14 protein-coding genes and 1 pseudogene are annotated in these 17648 nt (G+C 63.1%); 3 read left to right on the top strand and 12 right to left on the bottom strand.

The genetic code is table 11. The features are described 5' to 3' along the window. The first annotated feature begins 3 nt into the window (after positions 1 to 3). Together EJ072_RS23030 and EJ072_RS23025 are read left to right on the top strand one after the other, a co-directional pair. The gene (locus EJ072_RS23030) at positions 4 to 1632 is read left to right on the top strand and encodes a choline dehydrogenase (protein WP_126081441.1); all 1629 of its coding nucleotides are present in this window, start codon (positions 4 to 6) and stop codon (positions 1630 to 1632) included. A 10-nt stretch (positions 1633 to 1642) separates the two neighbouring features. Beyond that, entirely contained in the window at positions 1643 to 1960 is a 318-nt protein-coding gene (locus EJ072_RS23025) for a Dabb family protein (RefSeq protein ID WP_126081440.1), read from the top strand. A 148-nt stretch (positions 1961 to 2108) separates the two neighbouring features. Here the strand turns inward: EJ072_RS23025 and EJ072_RS23020 are convergent, their stop codons facing one another. From EJ072_RS23020 to EJ072_RS22965, 12 genes and pseudogenes are all read right to left on the bottom strand, one after another. Further along, entirely contained in the window at positions 2109 to 2954 is an 846-nt protein-coding gene (locus EJ072_RS23020; protein WP_126081439.1) for an EamA family transporter, read from the bottom strand. A 7-nt stretch (positions 2955 to 2961) separates the two neighbouring features. Next, entirely contained in the window at positions 2962 to 3879 is a 918-nt protein-coding gene (locus tag EJ072_RS23015) for an endonuclease/exonuclease/phosphatase family protein (protein WP_126081438.1), read from the bottom strand. A gap of 226 nt (positions 3880 to 4105) precedes the next feature. Continuing rightward, positions 4106 to 5656, bottom strand: a complete 1551-nt coding sequence (locus tag EJ072_RS23010; RefSeq protein ID WP_126081437.1) for a sodium:proton antiporter — start codon at positions 5654 to 5656, stop codon at positions 4106 to 4108. Between the two features lie 125 nt (positions 5657 to 5781). After that, positions 5782 to 6846 (bottom strand): ABC transporter ATP-binding protein, encoded by a 1065-nt coding sequence (locus EJ072_RS23005; protein ID WP_126081436.1) that lies wholly within the window; start codon positions 6844 to 6846, stop codon positions 5782 to 5784. An 11-nt stretch (positions 6847 to 6857) separates the two neighbouring features. Then, on the bottom strand, positions 6858 to 7649 hold the full coding sequence (locus tag EJ072_RS23000; RefSeq protein ID WP_126081435.1) for an ABC transporter permease: 792 nt from the start codon (positions 7647 to 7649) through the stop codon (positions 6858 to 6860). Beyond that, positions 7646 to 8560: an ABC transporter permease subunit gene (locus EJ072_RS22995; RefSeq protein ID WP_126081434.1), complete on the bottom strand. Its 915-nt coding sequence runs from the start codon at positions 8558 to 8560 to the stop codon at positions 7646 to 7648. The genes EJ072_RS23000 and EJ072_RS22995 overlap by 4 nt, the downstream gene beginning before the upstream one ends. Before the next feature lie 61 nt (positions 8561 to 8621). Further along, positions 8622 to 9728, bottom strand: coding sequence for an ABC transporter substrate-binding protein (locus EJ072_RS22990; protein ID WP_126081433.1), 1107 nt, complete (start codon positions 9726 to 9728; stop codon positions 8622 to 8624). A gap of 244 nt (positions 9729 to 9972) precedes the next feature. Then, a pseudogene (locus tag EJ072_RS22985) lies at positions 9973 to 11144 on the bottom strand (iron-containing alcohol dehydrogenase). A 17-nt stretch (positions 11145 to 11161) separates the two neighbouring features. Continuing rightward, positions 11162 to 12550 (bottom strand): aldehyde dehydrogenase family protein, encoded by a 1389-nt coding sequence (locus tag EJ072_RS22980; RefSeq protein WP_126081432.1) that lies wholly within the window; start codon positions 12548 to 12550, stop codon positions 11162 to 11164. Positions 12551 to 12732: 182 nt separating this feature from the next. Next, positions 12733 to 14103, bottom strand: a complete 1371-nt coding sequence (locus tag EJ072_RS22975; protein ID WP_126081431.1) for a glutamine synthetase family protein — start codon at positions 14101 to 14103, stop codon at positions 12733 to 12735. 87 nt (positions 14104 to 14190) lie between these two features. Then, positions 14191 to 15753, bottom strand: a complete 1563-nt coding sequence (locus EJ072_RS22970) for an amino acid permease (protein ID WP_126081430.1) — start codon at positions 15751 to 15753, stop codon at positions 14191 to 14193. A 19-nt stretch (positions 15754 to 15772) separates the two neighbouring features. Continuing rightward, positions 15773 to 16591: an N-formylglutamate amidohydrolase gene (locus EJ072_RS22965; protein WP_126081429.1), complete on the bottom strand. Its 819-nt coding sequence runs from the start codon at positions 16589 to 16591 to the stop codon at positions 15773 to 15775. A 146-nt stretch (positions 16592 to 16737) separates the two neighbouring features. On the opposite strand from EJ072_RS22965, the gene EJ072_RS22960 reads away from it, so the two are divergent. Then, the gene (locus EJ072_RS22960) at positions 16738 to 17562 is read left to right on the top strand and encodes a MurR/RpiR family transcriptional regulator (protein ID WP_126081428.1); all 825 of its coding nucleotides are present in this window, start codon (positions 16738 to 16740) and stop codon (positions 17560 to 17562) included. Positions 17563 to 17648 lie beyond the last annotated feature (86 nt).

Here is a 17648-nt window from a genome sequence, read left to right as displayed (position 1 = left end):
ACAATGGCTGACTACATCATTGTTGGCGCCGGCCCGGCCGGCTGCGTTCTCGCCAACCGGCTGAGCGAGGATCCGGGCAATTCCGTCCTGCTCCTGGAAGCCGGCGGCAAGGATTGGCATCCGCTGATCCACATGCCGGCCGGCTTCGCCAAGATGACAAAGGGCATCGCCTCCTGGGGCTGGTCGACCGTGCCGCAGAGAAACATGAAGGACCGCGTCTTCTGGTACACGCAGGCCAAGGTCGTCGGCGGCGGCTCGTCGATCAACGCCCAGATCTACACGCGCGGCAATGCCCGCGACTACGACGCTTGGGAGAAGGAAGAGGGGGTCGCCGGCTGGGGCTATCGCGACGTGCTGCCCTATTTCAAGCGCGCCGAGAACAACCAGCGCTTCGCCAACGATTTCCATGGCGACCAGGGTCCGCTCGGCGTCTCCAATCCGATCTCGCCGCTGCCGATCTGCGAGGCCTATTTCCGCGCCGGACAGGAAATGGGCATACCCTTCAACCCGGACTTCAATGGCGCTGCCCAAGAAGGCGTCGGTTACTACCAGCTGACCCAAAAGAACGCGCGGCGCTCGTCCGCCTCCGTCGCCTATCTGAAGCCGATCCGCGCCCGCAAGAATTTGACGGTGCGGACGGACGTTCTCGTCACCCGCGTCGTCGTCGAGAAGGGCCGCGCTATCGGAGTCGAGGTCGTCGACAGGCCAGGTGGCGAAAAGACCATCCTGCGCGCCGAACGCGAGGTGATCGTCTCGTCAGGCGCGATCGGCTCGCCCAAGCTCCTGATGCAGTCGGGCATCGGCCCGGCCGATCATCTGAAATCGGTCGGCGTCACGCCGGTGCATGACCTGCCAGGCGTCGGCTCCAACATGCAAGATCATCTCGATCTCTTCGTCATCGCCGAATGCACCGGCGACCACACCTATGACAATTACGCGAAGCTGCACCGCACCCTATGGGCCGGGCTGCAGTACCTCTTACTCAAGAAGGGTCCCGTTGCCTCGAGCCTGTTCGAGACCGGCGGCTTCTGGTACGCCGACCCGACGGCCGCCTCGCCCGACATCCAGTTCCATCTCGGTCTCGGCTCCGGCATCGAGGCCGGCGTCGAGAAGCTGAAGAACCCGGGCGTGACGCTGAACTCCGCCTTCCTGCGTCCCCGCTCGCGCGGCACGGTGCGGCTGAAGAGCGCCGACCCGGCCGACCACCCGCTGATCGATCCGAACTACTGGTCCGACCCGTATGACCGCGACATGTCGATCAAGGGCCTCAGGCTGGCGCGCGAGATCATGCGGCAGAAGGCGCTGCAGCCCTATGTGTTGCGCGAGGTGCTTCCGGGTCCGAACCTGCAGAGCGACGCCGATCTCTTCGATTATGCCTGCCGCACCTCCAAGACCGATCATCATCCTGTCGGCACCTGCCGCATGGGCCATGACGCGATGGCGGTGGTGACACCCGATCTCAGGCTGCGCGGCATCGAGGGCTTGCGCGTCTGCGATGCGTCGGTGATGCCGCGAGTCCCCTCTTCCAACACCAATGCGCCGACCATCATGATCGGCGAAAAGGGTGCCGACCTCATCCTAGGCCGCGAGCCGTTGCCGCCGGCCGTGTTCAAGGGCAATCAGGCGGCTTGAGGCATCAACGATGATCCGCCACTGCGTCTTTGTCCGCTTTCGCGATGACGTTCCTGAAACCGAACGCGCGGCGATCCATGCCGACCTCGAAGCGCTGCGCGCCGTCATCGACGGCATGGGCAAGGTGCATTTCAGCGCCAATGTCAGTCCCGAGCCTTTCGCGCGCGGTCTAACGCACGGTTTCACCATCGACTTTCGCGATGCCGTCGCCCGTGACGCCTATCTCGTGCACGAGGCGCATCAGCGCGCCGGCGCGCGCCTTGTCGCCGCGCTTGAACACGGCACCGAGGGGCTGATGGTCATCGATCTCGAGGTGACGCAAATGTGACCGCTCGCCGGCTTAAAACCGGCAGCTGTCCCGTTCTCCTTTGCCCGCCGTGGAACATATCGCTCCTTTTGGGGACACAAAAGGAGGACCGCCTTGAACCTCACCAGCGAGCGCGGCCAGGTGATGACCGTGTTCGGGTGAATGGCAATCAACCCATTCTCAGCGCGACGACACCGGCGACGATGCCGAGCGCGGCCGTGGCGCGCCAGGCGGTCATCTTCTCGCCCAGCGCCAGCACCGAGATCAGCATGGCGAACAGGATCGAGGTTTCACGCAGCGACGCAACTGACGCGATCGGCGCTTTGGTCATCGCCCACATGACGATCCAGTAGGCCGCGCCGCTGAGCACGCCGGTGAACAGCCCAGCCTTCCAGTCGCGGGCCAGCACCGGAAGCGATTGCGATCCGCGAAAGACGATGCACAGCACCAGCGCCCACGTCGCATCGCAGACGAACAGCCAGGCGGCGTAGCTCGTCGCGGTCGCCGCCAGCCGCGCGCCGCTGCCGTCGGAAAGCGTGTAGCTGGCGATGAAGATCGATGTGCCAAGCGCGAAGCCGACGGCGCGCAGATTGAGCCTTTCCAGATGCGCGCCGCCGCGAAACGACATGACCAGCGTGCCGATCGACAACAGCACGATGCCGAGGATGGCAAGCGGCGCAGGCACCTCCCCGACCAACACAATGCCGCCCAGCGCCGAGAGCAGCGGCGCGGTGCCGCGCGCCAGCGGATAGGTCTGGGCGAAATCGCCGGCCTTGTAAGCGCCGATCAGGAATGTCCGGTAGCCCATGTGGAAGAAGACCGAGGCGAGGATGAATGGCCAGACCTCGGCCTTCGGCATCTCGACAAAGGGCAGCACCACGAGCGCCGCGGCGCCCATGCCGAGCGTCATCAGCGTGATCGACAGGAAGCGGTCGAGATGCACCTTGACCAGCGCGTTCCAGATCGCGTGCATGGCTGCCGCCGAGAGCACAGCCAGGAAGACGAACAGCGTCATGCCCGCCTCACCTGCCCGCCAGACTTGAGCCGATGCCCGGCGTTTCCAGGTCGATCTCGACCCTTAGCGGAAAATGGTCTGATGCCACCGCGCCGATATCCGCTGTCACCGAACGGACGCGCCTGGCCAGCATGCCGCCGACGAAGCAATGGTCGAGCCGGCGTTTCGCCAGCCTGCCGTCGATGATCTTTTCATGCGTGTGGAAATCCGGCCCAGGCTCGCTGGCGACGGCGGCGGCATCGACGAAGCCGTCGATATAGGCCGCGCCGGGATGATACGGCATGCTGCCGGTAATACGCCGGTATTCGGCGCTGCCCGGCTCCATGTTGAAATCGCCAAGCCAGATCGCCGCCTGAGGGTTTGCGGGCTCCGCCTGGCCGTTCGACCAGTTGCGCTGCGGCTCGTCGTCGGCGCCGCTCCACGGGCCGCCATCGGATGGCGCTCGACGATGCTCGGCCAGCAGATAGTCGATCTGCTCCAGCCGCTCCTCGGCGGCGATATGGGCAAGATGCAGGGAAAGCACCCGCACCGGCCCAGCCGGCGTGCGGATCATGCATTCCAGCGCCGCGTTGCGGGTGTTGAGCGGTCTCAGCGTGCGGCGCATCGGCAGTGCATGCAGCCGCGACCAGACGATCGGCAGCTTCGACAGCACCATCGTGCCGAACTGCCGCCGGCGGTTGACGACGCGACCGTCGCGCTTCTCGCTGGCGTCCATGTCGAAGGCGGGGCCATAGACCCAGTAATAGTCGGGCAACAGCCTTGACAGGACCTCGGGCTGGTCGTCCTCATTGGTTCGCAGCCAATGCCGCTCGACCTCCTGCAGCGCGATGATGTCGGCGCCGTCCACCAGCCTGGCGGCGCGGGAAAGATCATAGCGCCCGTCGCTGCCGTAGCCATACTGGATGTTGTAGCTGATCAGCTTCATTGATTAACCGGCTCACTTCTGAGGATCGCAGTAGCCCCTCGCCGTCAGCGTTTCAATGGACCGCGAGGACGAGCGGAATAGTCCAATGCTGCCTGCGAACCACGTTTGCCAAACCGTTTCGCTTTCCCACGGAGGCGATCCGCTCTATCTCCGTGTGCTGATGCAATCCCGGGCAGGCGCTGCGGTGAATCGCCACCGCAAACGCCCACGCTTTCGCTGAAATCCGTCAGGTGGTGAGCGGCTGGAAGCTTCCGGCGGGAGCCGCCGCCAGTTCTGACCAGTCGATCTCCTCTTCCAGCCGGTGATAGGCCTCGTCGCCGATCGTGCCGTTGCTGCGCAGCTCCTCCAGCCTGTCACGCTGCCGCTTGATGGCGTAAAGACGCAATCGGTCGTATTCCGTCGCGGCTTGCGCATCGTCCGGATTTTCGGCGATCCGGCGTTGCGCCTCGTATTGTTCACGTACGACCGCGGCAGCGGACGAGGTCTTGCGGCTCAGCACATCAAGCGCCGCCTGCATGATGGCCACCCGGGCCTCGGCCACTTCGCGGTCGATCGAGGTATCCCGTTCGAAGTTGAGCCGGCGCAGCAGCGGCTTCAGGCTCATGCCCTGCAGCACAAGCGTTCCGAGCACGACGGCGAAGGCCGCCAGCACGATCGGGTCGCGGCCGGGAAAGTCGGCGGGCAAGGCGATGGCCACCACCAGCGTCACCAGCCCGCGCATGCCGCACCAGCCGACAAGCACCGCGCCGCGAAACGTCGGCGCATCCCGCTTCTGCCCTTCGCCGTCGAAACGCTTAAACTGCTTTATCACCGCAACGTAGCCCATCACCCAAACGAGACGCGCAACGATGACGACGGCCAGCACGGTGGCAGCGAAGAGGAAGGCCTCGCCTTGCCCGTCGCCGGAGAGCCGGCCGACGATTGATCGAGCCTGCAGGCCCATCAGCACGAAAGCTAAGACATTGAGCACGAAGACGGCCGACTCCCAGACCGAATAGGTGCTGACGCGCCGCCTCGCGGACATCCGGCGTGGCGCGGTCCGCGCGATGGTGATCGCATAGACGACGATGGTGATGATAGCGGAGAGACCGAGCTTGTCGGCAATGATCCAGACGGCGAAGGTTCCGGCGAACTGCACCACGGTGCTGCTTGCCGCATCCTCGATGCGCGTCAGCGCGAGCAGCGACACTCGGCCGAACACATAGCCGGCGACGACGCTGCCGATCGTCGCAAGCAGGATGACGGGCACTGCGTCCTTAAGCATGACCGAGCCGATGGCCGCCGAAACCGATATCCGGTAGATCAGCAGCGCGGTGGCATCGTTGAGCAGGCTCTCGCCCTGCACAATGGCTGTGATGCGGTGCGGCACCCTGAACTGGCCGAGCACGGCACTCGCCGCGACCGCGTCCGGCGGAGCGACGATGGCGCCTAGCGCGATCGCCGCCGCGATCGGAAGGCCGGCCATCTTCCAGCCTACGAAGGCAACCACCACGGTGGTGAACACGACGGCGCCGAGCGCCAGAAGCAGCAGCGACAGCCGGTAGCGTTTCAGGTCGCGCAGCGAGGTGTCATAGGCGGCGTCGAGCAGCACCGGCGCGATGAACAGCGCCAGCGCCAGTTCCGGATCGATCTCGATCGTTGGTGCGCCCGGCACGAAGGCCAGCGCAACGCCTGCAAGCGCCAGCAGCGACGGATAGGGTATCTCGAGACGGCGCGACAGCGCCGTCAGCGCGACGGCGATCAGAAGCAGGATGAGGGTGAGCTCGAAGAGGGCCATGGCTCATCGTAACGATGAAACACGAGGCTTGGCAGTACCTCGAGCTAGGATACTGTTGATTTGTCAGGCCAGAAGCGCAGGAGACCGCCATTTGCAGGCCGGCCTCACCTGAATATCAACACAGCCTAGTGCAGAACCAGCATATCGCCCGACGAAAACGAAATGTCCGCCTTGTCGCCGACGACCGGCGGCGGCGTCGTCGAATTGTTGAATGTGTCGAGCGACACCGTGTTGCCGCCGATGCCGACGCGCACGCGGATCACAGAGCCGAGGAAATGCACTTCGGCGATTTCGCCGGACAGGCTGGCGTCATGCCCGGGCTGCCGCCCCAGTGAAATCGCTTCCGGCCGCAGCGCGAGCGACAGTGTGTCGCCGGACTTGGAGCCGTTGAGCTTGCCCTTTAGCGAGACTTCCTGGCTGTTGACCTGCACCTTGCCCGAGGCGGCGTCGGTGACCTTGCCTTCCAGCACGTTGAGCGTGCCGACGAAATTGGCGACGAACTTGGTCGCCGGCCGGTTGTAGATCTCGAATGGCGTGCCGACCTGCTCGGCCCTGCCGCCATACATCACCGCGATGCGGTCGGAGATCGACAACGCCTCTTCCTGGTCATGCGTGACGAAGATTGTGGTGATGCCGAGCTTCTTCTGGATCGAGCGGATTTCCTCGCGCAGCGACACGCGCACCTTGGCGTCGAGCGCTGACAGCGGTTCGTCGAGCAGCAGCAGTTTGGGTTTCGGGGCAATCGCCCGCGCGAGCGCGATGCGCTGCTGCTGGCCGCCCGAGAGCTGGTAGGGATAGCGGTCAGCCATCTGCGGCAGCTTGATGATGTCGAGCATCTCGGCCACTCGGGAATCGATGGCCGGCTTCGACATGCCCGCCACCTTGAGGCCGAAGCCGATATTCTGCGCGACCGTCAGGTTCGGGAACAGCGCATAGGCCTGGAACACCATGCCGACATTGCGCTGGTTGGGCTTCAACCGGGTGATGTCCTTGCCGCCGACGACGATCTTACCTCCCGACGGCTCCTCGAAGCCGGCGACCATGCGCAGCACCGTCGTCTTGCCGCAGCCGGACGGGCCGAGGAAGGAGACGAATTCACCCGGCTCGACGTCGAGATTGAAATCCTCGACCACGGTCGTGGCGCCGAAGGATTTTCGCACATGCTGGATGGAGAGGAACGGCTCGGCCATGGCTTTTGCTTTCAGTTCGGTCGGTTCGCCGATTTCGGCGCGAAGCGGGACAGGATCTGGATCAGTGACATACAGCCCCAGGTAATGGCAAAGGCGATGATGGCAAGCGCCGCCGGTTCATAGGCGCGGTTGGCGCCGATGTTCTGCAGATAGGGGCCGAAGGCCGGACGATTGAGCAGGCTGGCCATCGTGAACTCGCCGATGACGATGGCAAAAGTCAGAAAGGCGCCGGAGAGCACGGCGATCAGCACGTTTGGCAGAATCACCCGAGTAATGATAGTGGGCCAACCGGCGCCGAGGATCTGCGCCGCTTCCGTCAGCGTGCGCACATCGATGGTGCGAAGGCCTGTATCGACCGCCCGATACATATACGGCAGCGACAACGTCGCGTAGCCGATCACCAGCAGGGCGTTGGTGGCCGTATCGTTCGCCAGGAACGGCAGCGGCGAATTCGAGCCGTACATCCTGATGTAGCCGAACACGATGACGATCGCCGGGATGACAAGCGGCAGCAGCGTGATGAACTCGACGATCGGCCTGAGCTGCGGCAGGCGCAGCCGGATCCAATAAGCCGCCGGCACCACCACCAGCACGCCGAGGATGATGGTGAATATGGCGGCAACCACCGAGTACATGAATGTCGCCTGGAAGCGGGCGTCGCCAAGCACGATCTGATAGGCGTCGAACGAGTAGGCGCCGCGACGCATGCGCATCGAGAATTCCGCAGTCGCGATCAGCGGGATAAAGAAATAGGCCGCGCCAAGGATGAAGACGACCCAGGCCCAGAAGCGTCCGGTCTTCATTTCAGCCACCTCTCCGAACGCGTCCGGAACCAGATGTAAAAGACATTGGCGAGGCCGGTGATGACAATCATGCCGAAGGCGATCGCATACCCGAGATGCGCGTTGTGAAGCACGTCGCCGCGGATTTGCGCGTAGAGGAGGATGGGCACGATGTTGAGCGACGAGCCGGTCAACGCATAGGCGGTGGCAATCGCTCCGAAGGCGTTGGCGAACAGGAGGATAACGGTGCCGAGGAAGCTCGGCCAGATCACCGGGATCACGACCATCCGCCAGTACTGGGCCGTCGTCGCGCCAAGTGTCGCGGCAGCCTCGCCCCATTCCTTCTTCAGTCCGTCTATCGCTGGCACGATAATGACCACCATCAGCGGAATCTGGAAATAGACGTAGGTCAGCGTGAGGCCCCAGAACGACAAGATGTTGAAGCCATGCGCGTAGATGTTGAGGCCAAACACGGCGTTGAGGATCACCGTGGCGAGGCCGAGGCGTCCAAGCGTTGCGAGGAAGGCAAATGCCAGAGGGACGCCGGCAAAATTGGAGGCTACCCCGGAAAAGGTCAGTGTCGCCGACCGTATCCAATTGGGCAAGCCGCCGCGCACGATGGCAACGGCGATAGCCAGGCCGGCGAAGGCTCCGATGAGCGCCGATGCCAGGCTGACCTTGATCGAAATCAAGTAGGCCGCAACGATATTTGGCTCCGACAGGGCGATGAGATTTTCCAGCGTGAACTCACCAGCCTCATTCTGGAACGCGCCCAGCATCAGGTAGAGCGTGGGCAGGATGAGAAACATGACCGCGAAGATGAAGAAGGGCGCAACGCCGATCCATTGCGTCGGCAGCCGCAACGCGCGCGCTTCGCTGGGCGGTGCGGTCTTTCCCGCAATTGTCTGGTTGGAGAGCGAGAGGTCGGTCATGCGCAGGCTACCGTCTGGGAGAAGCGCCGGGCGGCCAGAGCCGCCCGGCCATTTCATTCCGTTACTTCACGTTGGCGCCGACAGTGGCGTCCCAGTTCTTGGTGATCGCCTCCTTGGCCTTACCCTGCTCGTCGAGGGTCGGGAACACGGCCGACGCGTAGGCTTCGGCCGGCGGCAGCTTGGCCATCACATCGGCCGGAAGCTTGCCGTTCTTGGCGAGGTCGTTGAACCGGATCGGATGGCAGTAACCCTTCAGCCAGCCAATCTGACCTTCGTCGGAGTAAAGGTACTCGAGCCAGAGCTTGGCGGCATTCGGATGCGGCGCGTAAGCGCTGATCGCCTGCACATAGACGCCGGCAACGACGCCGGTCTTAGGCACAACGACGTCGACCGGCGGATTGCCCTTCAGCGTGTCGCGGCCGGCAAGCGCGTTGTAGTCCCAGGTGACCAGGATCGGGGTCTGACCTTGGGCCAGCGTGGCTGGCTTGCCGATGACCGGCACAAAATTGCCAGCGGCATTGAGCTTCTTGAAGAAGTCGAGACCTGCTGTGCCGGCTGCTTCACCAGCAGCGGCACCACCGGACAGGCCGGCGGCGTAGACCGCCTGGATCGCTTGGTTCGAGGCACGCGGATCCCCGGCGAGGGCGACGGTGTTGGCATAATCTGACTTCAGCAGGTCTGCCCAGTCAGCCGGAGCTTCCTTCACAAGATCCTTGTTCACCAAGAACGACAGCACGCCGTAATAGTCGCCCGTCCAAAAACCATCGGCATCCTTGGCGCTGTCCGGGATCGAATCCCAGGTCGATACCTTGTAAGCTTGAATCAGACCGTCTTTCTTGGCGGTCGGACCGAAGGACAGGCCGACGTCGATGACGTCAGGGGCCTGTGGGCCCTTGTTGTCCTTGTTGGCCTTGATCGCCTCGACCTCGTCGCCAGAGCCGGCGTCGGGGTTGAGTTCGTTGATGGTGATTTCCGGATACTTAGCCTTGAAAGCGTCGATCACTGCCCCGTAGCCGCACCAGTCATGCGGAAGCGCGATGACAGTGAGCTGGCCTTCCGCCTTCGCGGCCTTGACGAGATCGTCCATCGAAGCGGCGGACGAAATCACCGTCGACGCGAAGAGCGCCGCGGCCGAGAGGGAAAGCACTTTCCCCATGAACTTGAACATGTGTTCTCTCCGTTGAACTGGCGCGCTAAGCGCCTGCGATGCGGGTATCGTTTTCGTGTGACAGCCAGATGAAGGCTTTTTGAAACCGGAGCCCCACAGCGAAAAAAGTTAACTCTTTTTAACGGACTGTAGCAATTAGCCCGCGCTTAATTTTCCGGCTAATGGTTAGCTGCCTTGATTTTGCCCCTCCTCCCTTTTTCTCGAGTGTTCCCTTATTCAACTCCTCGGCATCGAGGCCGGCTTCTCAGACGGAGCCGGCGATGGCATTTTCGAGCAGCGTCAGCGCTGCTTTCTTGGTGAGCTTCACGGGGTTGCCGCCGGCGGTCGGGTCGACCACCGCCATATCGGCGATCAGGGTCTTGCGCTTCTTGTCCATGTCGAGCCCCTTGATCAGGCCGGGCAGCGCGTGCGGCACCTTGAGCTCCTTACGCAGCTTGATGATGGCCTTGGCGAAGCCGTCGAAGCCGCCCTTGATGCCGCAATAGGCGGCGAGCCGTGCGATACGATCCTCGATCGCCTCGCGGTTGAAGGCCAGCACATAGGGCATGAACACCGCGTTGGTCATGCCGTGATGGGTGTCGTAGAGCGCGCCGATCGGATGCGACAGCGAATGGATGGCCCCAACCCCTTCTGGAAAGCGGTGGCGCCCATGGCCGCCGCGCTCATCATATGGGCGCGCGCAACCAGATCCTTGCCGTTGGCGAAAGCCTTCGGCAGGTTCTCGAACACTAGCCTTATGCCTTCCACCGCGATGCCGTCGGCCATCGGATGATAGCCCGGCGCGCAATAGGCCTCCAGGCAGTGCGCCAGCGCGTCCATGCCGGTGCCGGCCGTGATGAAGGGCGGCATTCCGACCGACAGTTCCGGATCGGCAATGACGATCGCCGGCAGAAGCTTCGGATGGAAGATGACCTTCTTGGTATGGGTCTCCTCATTGGTAATGACGCCGGCGCGGCCAACCTCGGACCCCGTGCCCGCCGTGGTCGGCACCGCGATGATCGGCGCAATCAAGTCCGAATTGGCCCGGGTCCACCAGTCGCCGATATCCTCGAAATCCCAAACGGGCCGTGTCTGCCCGGCCTGGAAGGCGATGAGCTTGCCGAGGTCGAGCGCGGAGCCGCCGCCGAAGGCGATGACGCCGTCATGCTTGCCCTTCTTGAACACCGCGATGCCGGCGGTGAGATTGGACTCCACCGGGTTGGGCCTCACCTCCGAGAAGACGCCGTATGGGATCTTGGCATCGTCGAAGATCTTCAGCGTCGAGGCGACGACGGGCAGTTTCGCAAGGCCCGGATCGGTGACGAAGAGCGGCCGCTTGATGCCCGTCGCATTGAGCACATCAGGCAATTCCTTGATGCGCCCGGCGCCGAAGCGGACGGTGGTGGGGTAGTTCCATTTGGAGATCAGCTTGGACATTTTTGTCTTTCGAAAGGTCAGATCGTTTCGCGCAGGTGATAGGATTTCGGCCGGGTCAGATTGTCGTAACCGATGGCCGAGAGCGCCGCGCCCTTGCCGGTGTCCTTGACGCCGGTCCAGACCAGCGCCGGGTCCAGATAGTCACAGCGGTTCATGAACACGGTGCCGGTCTCGACGCGGTCGCCGATGGCGATCGCGCGCTCGGTGTCGCGTGTCCAGATCGACGCGGTCAGCCCATAGGGGCTGTCGTTCATCAGCGCGATCGCCTCCTCGTCGTTGCGCACCTTCATGATGCCGACGATCGGCCCAAAACTTTCCTCGCGCATGACGCTCATCTGGTGGTCGACTTCTGTCAGCACTTCCGGCGCCAGATAGGGCGAGCCCGCCCTGTCGTTCTCGACCCTCATGTTGATATGTGCGGTCGCGCCTTTGCGCAGCGCCTCGGCCTTCTGCTCGCGGATCAGGTCGGCGAAGCGCGCCTGCGCCATCGGGCCCATCGTGGTCGCCTGTTCCAGCGGATTGCCGACGACATACTTCTTCGTCTCGGCGACGAAACCTTCGACGAACTCGTCATAGACCTTCTCGTGCACATAGACGCGCTCTATGCCGCAACAGCACTGGCCGGAATTGTAGAAGGCGCCGTCGACAAGATTGGCGACCGCATGGTCCAGCTTGGCGTCGGGCAGCACATAGGCCGGATCCTTGCCGCCGAGTTCGAGGCCGAGCGTCATGAAGGTGCCGGCCGCCGCCTCCTCGATGGCGCGGCCGCCGCCGACCGATCCGGTGAAGTTGACATGGTCGATCTTGCCGGAGCCGAGCAGCTTCTCGGTCTGGGCATGGTTCATGACGAGGTTCTGGAACAGCCCCAGGGGCAGCCCCGCTCTGTCGAAAGCCTGCTGGAAGCGTTCGCCGACGAGCAACGTCTGTGCCGCGTGCTTGAGGATGACGGCGCTGCCGGCCATCAGCGCCGGCACGATGGTGTTGACGGCGGTGAGATAGGGATAGTTCCAAGGCGCGATCACCAGCACGACGCCGAGCGGCACCTTCTTCACATAGCGCCGAAAACCCTCCTTCGGATTGGAGGCCATGACCGGCTTGAGTGCCTGTTCAGCGATCTCGACCATGTAGTTGGTGCGTTCCTTGACGCCGCCGAACTCGCCGCCGTAGCGCACCGGCCGCCCCATCTGCCAGGCGATCTCCGGCACGATCTCGTCGGTCATGGCGAACAGCGCCTCGAGCATCGCCAGCATGTATTTGCCGCGCTCGACGACCGGCGTTTCGGCCCATTTCTCCCGCGCCGCCCTGGCGCGCTCGACCGCCGCGTTGATCGCGTGGTCGGTCGCGACCGGCCGCTCGGCATAGATCGAGCCGTCGATGGGGGATTTCAGCTTGACCGTTTCGGTCATTTTATAAGTCCTCGCAGTTTTACAACAATCGATATGCGCATGGCCTGCCCTCATCCGCTTGCCGGCACCTTCTCCCGCATAGTGACGGGGAGAAGGGAAGCGTTCCGACGCCCGCTACCCCTCTCCTCGTCCTCACGGGAGAGGTTAAGGGTGATGGGCAGTGCCGACGCTGACGCGGCAGCTTAATACCGCTCGAAGCCCCGATGCAGTTCCCAATCCGTGATGCGGCGGTCGTATTCGAACTGCTCCCAGCGGGCGGTGTGCACATAGTGCTCGATTACCTCCTCGCCGAAGGCCTGCTTCAGCATCTTCGACTTGGCCAGCGTCTCGGTCGCGTCGCGCAGCGTCTTCGGGATCTCGGGAAGTCGCGAGGCCTGGTAGGCATCGCCGACGAAAGGCTTCTGCAGTTCCAGCTTCTCGTCAATGCCGGCGAGGCCCGACGCGATCAGCGCCGCGAAGGCGAGATAAGGATTGAGGTCGGCGCCGCCGATGCGGCATTCCATGCGGATGCCCTTGGTGCCCTCGCCGCAGAGCCGGAAGCCTGCGGTGCGATTGTCCTCGCTCCACATGATCTTGGTCGGCGCGAAGGTGCCTGCCTGGAAGCGCTTGTAGGAGTTGATGTAGGGCGCCAGGAACCAGGTGAACTCCTTGGCGTATTTGAGCTGGCCGGCCGCCCATTGCTGGCCGAGGCTCGACAGCGTCCACTCGGCCTTCTTGTCGAAGAACAGCGGCGTCTTGCCGTCGGCGCTCCACAGCGAATTGTGGATGTGGCTGGAATTGCCGGCGAGCCCGTAATTGTACTTGGCCATGAAGGAGATGGCCTTGCCTTCGGAATCGGCGATTTCCTTGGCGCCGTTCTTCAGGATGACGTGGCGGTCGGCCATGTCGAGCGCTTCGGCATAGCGCACATTGATCTCTTCCTGGCCGGGGCCCCACTCGCCCTTGGAGTTCTCGATCGGAATGCCGGCCGCCTCCATCTCGTTGCGAAGCCGGCGCATGACGCCTTCTTCCTTGGTGGTGATGCCGATCTGGTAGTCGCCGATATAGGGCGAGGCGCTGTCGAGCCCCTGCCAGTGCTTCTTGCGGGCCGACTCGTAGGTTTCGCTGAACAGGTACAATTCGAGCTCGGAGGCGAAATAGCCGATATAGCCGCGCTCCTGCAGGCGCTTGACTTGTTTCTTGAGGATCGCGCGGGGTGAGTGCCCAAGATCCTCATGCGTGTGATGGTCGAGCACATCGCAAATAACCAGCGCCGTCTTCTCCAGCCACGGAATGCGCCGGAGCGTCGACAGGTCGGGCTTCATGACGAAGTCGCCATAGCCCTTCGACCAGCTCGCCGCCTTGTAGCCCGGTACCGGCTCCATATCGATGTCGCAGGCGAGCAGATAGTTGCAGCCATGCGTCTCGCCATGCGCGGAATCGACGAAATACTGGGCCAGGAAGCGTTTTCCCGAGAGCCGGCCCTGCATATCGACGATGCAGGCCAGCACCGTGTCGATCTCGCCGTTCGAGACCGCCTTCTTCAACTGATCGAACGAGAAATTCCCGGCCATTCCTTTGGCGCTCCAGTGCTGTCGATTTGAAAGGGAAAAAACGAGACCATGGCCGGCATTGCGCCGGCCATGGTCATGAAGCGAAGGTCAGTTGCCGGTCTCGCCGACCGCCTGCTCGGCCGCCTTGATCGCCGCCTGGCGCGCCGCTATCTGCTCACCGATCGGCGGACCCTGGAAGCGGCGGTTCTCGAAGCCGAACCAGAGCACGGCGGTCAAGATGATGAAGCCGATGGTGATGTAGAGCACCTTGTCGTTTGGCGGTTGAACCGCGATGTAGAAGATGATCGCCATGCCGATAATCGACAGAATGCAGAACAGCTTGAAAACGCCACCGCCGAGGTTCCACGGGCCCGGGTTCGGCCACTTCGAAGTTCCGAAAGCCATCATGCCGAGCACGATCGGAATGATGAAGGACAGGAACAGGAAGACCAGCGTCGAATTGACGACGATGGTGTAGATGTTGGTGCCGCCAATCGAGATGAACTGGGCAAGGAAGACATAGATGATCTCGAGGACCGCAGCGGTCCAGATCGCGTTGACCGGCGTGCGCCAGGCTGGGCTGACCTTGGCGAGCCCGGCCGACCCGACCGGCATGCCGCCGTCGCGAGAGAAGGCGAACAACATGCGCGAGGCCGAGGTCACCGTGGCGAGACCGCACAGAAACTGCGCGATCAGGATACCCAGATAGAGCAGCTCCTTCAGCCATACCGGCAGAATCGCGTCCATCGTGGCGAAAAAGACGTTCCAGCCCTGCTTTGCGCCCGCCGCCAGATCCGGGATCGCCAGAACGATGGCGCATAGCATCACCCAGCCAATCAGTGAGGACCAGACCACGGATGAAACAATCGCCCGCGGAACCGAGTGCGCGGCCTTCAGTGTCTCTTCCGATGTGTGTGCCGAAGCATCATATCCCGTGATGGTGTAGACCGGCAAAAGCAGGCAGAGCAGGAAGAGATAGCTCATAGAGTCGGTCTGCGGAAAAACGCCGCCGCCAGCGTCACCTGAATAGTTGGTGAAGGTCCAAAGCCGGGTGACGTCGATCGCCGGGGCAAACACCAGGCAGGCCACGATCAACACCGCAGTTGTGCCGAGAATGATGAAGCCGGAAGCATCGGTCAGCAGGGCTGTCAGCTTGATGCCAAAATGATTGAGCAAAGCCTGCAGCACGGTAATGAAAGCGACGAACCCGACAATTTCCCCCGGCGTTCCGGTCATCCCGAACCAGCTCCCGAATGTTCCGGTGAAGAAGAACGCTGTGCCGATGTTGATGGCGCCTAGCACGGTGATCAGGCCGAGCAGGTTGAGCCAGGCGGTGAGCCAGCCGGTGAACCGGTTGCCGAGGATCGAGGCCCAATGATAGAGACCGCCCGCTGTCGGGAACGCCGAGGCGATCTGCGCCATGGCAAGGGCGAAGAACCCGGAAACGGCGCAGCCGACGATCCAGCCTATGCCCGCGCCGGCGCCGCCGATCGAAGACGTCGCCTGGGCGAAGGAGTTGATGCCGCCTGAAAGAATGCAGATGATCGAGAAGGAGATCGCGAAGTTCGAGAAGCGGCTCATGCTTCGCGACAATTCTTGGGCATAGCCCATTCCGTGGAGGACCTTTAAGTCCTCGTGCTTGTCGTGTTCCGTATAGTCTTGCGCTGACATTTTAGTCCCCTGTTGGTTCTTAACTGGCCGACTGTACTGACTTTCCCATTGCGCGTTGTCGGGAGCCCCTGGCCTCCTCAGGCTCCAGATTCGAGAATATGCCTGTGAGCAGATCCGCCCATTTCCGCTGCCCGGTGTCGCCGGCGATTTCGTCGTTGCGGATTTCGATCATCGCGCAGGCAAGGCCGCGCGTGCGCGCATGCCGCTCCAGCGTGAAGTAGACGCGGTCGGCCGGCGAATAGGGTTCGTTGACGCCGACGGTGACGCCCGAAAGCCGCTGCAACGCCGATATCAGCGGCGCCGCCAACCTGCGGTCGTCATCATGGATGATGCCGATATGCCAGGGCCGGCTCTTGCCCTTGTAGACCGGCGTGAAGGAGTGCACCGAGACCAGCCGCGTCTCCTGTCCACGCGCCAGCCGCCGGTCGACGATCCCGGAGATGGCGTCATGAAACGGGCGCCAGGCAAGGTCGACCCGCGCGGCGCGCTGCTTATCGGACAGGCCGGAATTTCCCGGAATGACTGTCGTCTCGCTGACCGGCGGCACGAGGTCGGGCGCGTCGAGCGGCCGGTTGCAGTCGATGACGAGGCGCGACACACGGGTCTCGACCAAAGTGGCGTCGAGCGCCTCGGCCATGCGGCTGGCGACGGGCAGCGCGCCGGGATCCCAGGCGATGTGGCGGGAAAGGTCTTCAAGGGACAGCCCCAGCGTGCCGAATTCGGCTGGCAGGAAGTTCGAGGCGTGGTCGCAGGTGAAGACGAAGGGGCTCGAGCCGCCAGGGTTGGTCACCCTTACGGTCTCCGACGGTGCAAGGCTGGCGGGCCATGCTTTCTCCATACTGCCGTCCCCTCGGGAGCGCTGTATCTTATGTTACGTATTTTGCCTCATTGCGTCCCGGTGAATGATTTCATACAGTTTGACCGGCTTTGTCAAACGCGAATTCGGGAAAACGGCGGCGACGGGTCAACGGGTGGGGGAAAACCATGATTTCCAGCATTGCCGAACTGATCTCCGACCGCATCGGCGCGATGCCGGCCGGCGAGCGCCGCGCCGCCCAGACGCTGATTGCCAACTATCCTATGACCGGGCTGAAGACCGTCGCCGAATTCTCGGCCGCGGCCGGCGTGTCCTCGCCGACGATCCTGCGTTTCGTCGCCAGGCTGGGTTTCCAGAACTACCCCGAATTCCAGTCGGCGTTGCAGGATGAGCTGGCCGCGCAATTGCAGTCGCCCGCCTCGCGCACGCTCAATCCGGGCTCGGCCGGCGGCGCCGTCTCGCCGATGCTGGAGGCGACGCTCGACAATTTGCGCGAGACCTTCCGCCACCTCACCGACAAACAGCTGGCCGACATCGCGGCGCGGCTTGCCGAGCGGCGCGGCAAGACATTCCTCATCGGCGGCCGCTTCACCGATCCGCTGGCGCGCTACATGGCCGCCCATCTCGCCATCATCCAGCCGGATGTCTATCACCTCGCCGGCCAGGAGAGCATCTGGCGCGACCGCCTGATCGACATGGGCAAGCGCGACGTCCTGGTGATCTTCGACATCCGCCGCTACCAGGAAAGCCTCGTCCGCTTCGCCGAGAAGGCGCATCACCGCGGCGTGCAGATCATCCTCTTTACCGACCAATGGCTGTCGCCGATCGCCCGCTTCGCCCGCCATGTGATCGCCGGACGCACTGCCGTGCCTTCGGCCTGGGATTCGTCCGCCGCTCTGTTCGTCGTCGCCGAAACCCTGATTGGCGCTGTGACGAGGCAATTGGAAGCCGCCGGCGCCAAGCGCATCCGCGATCTGGAGAGCTTGCGCTAGCGCGTCGCGTCTGAACGGCCTCAGTGCTTCAGCTTGTTGTTTCTATGCATGTCGTGGTCCAAAACCGCTGCGCACTTTTGGGCGAC

It is taken from the genome of Mesorhizobium sp. M2A.F.Ca.ET.046.03.2.1, from assembly GCF_003952425.1.
Classification (GTDB): Bacteria; Pseudomonadota; Alphaproteobacteria; order Rhizobiales; family Rhizobiaceae; genus Mesorhizobium.
The sequence above is the reverse complement of the archived record's forward strand: the minus strand, read 5'-3'. Positions and strand labels throughout refer to the sequence as shown.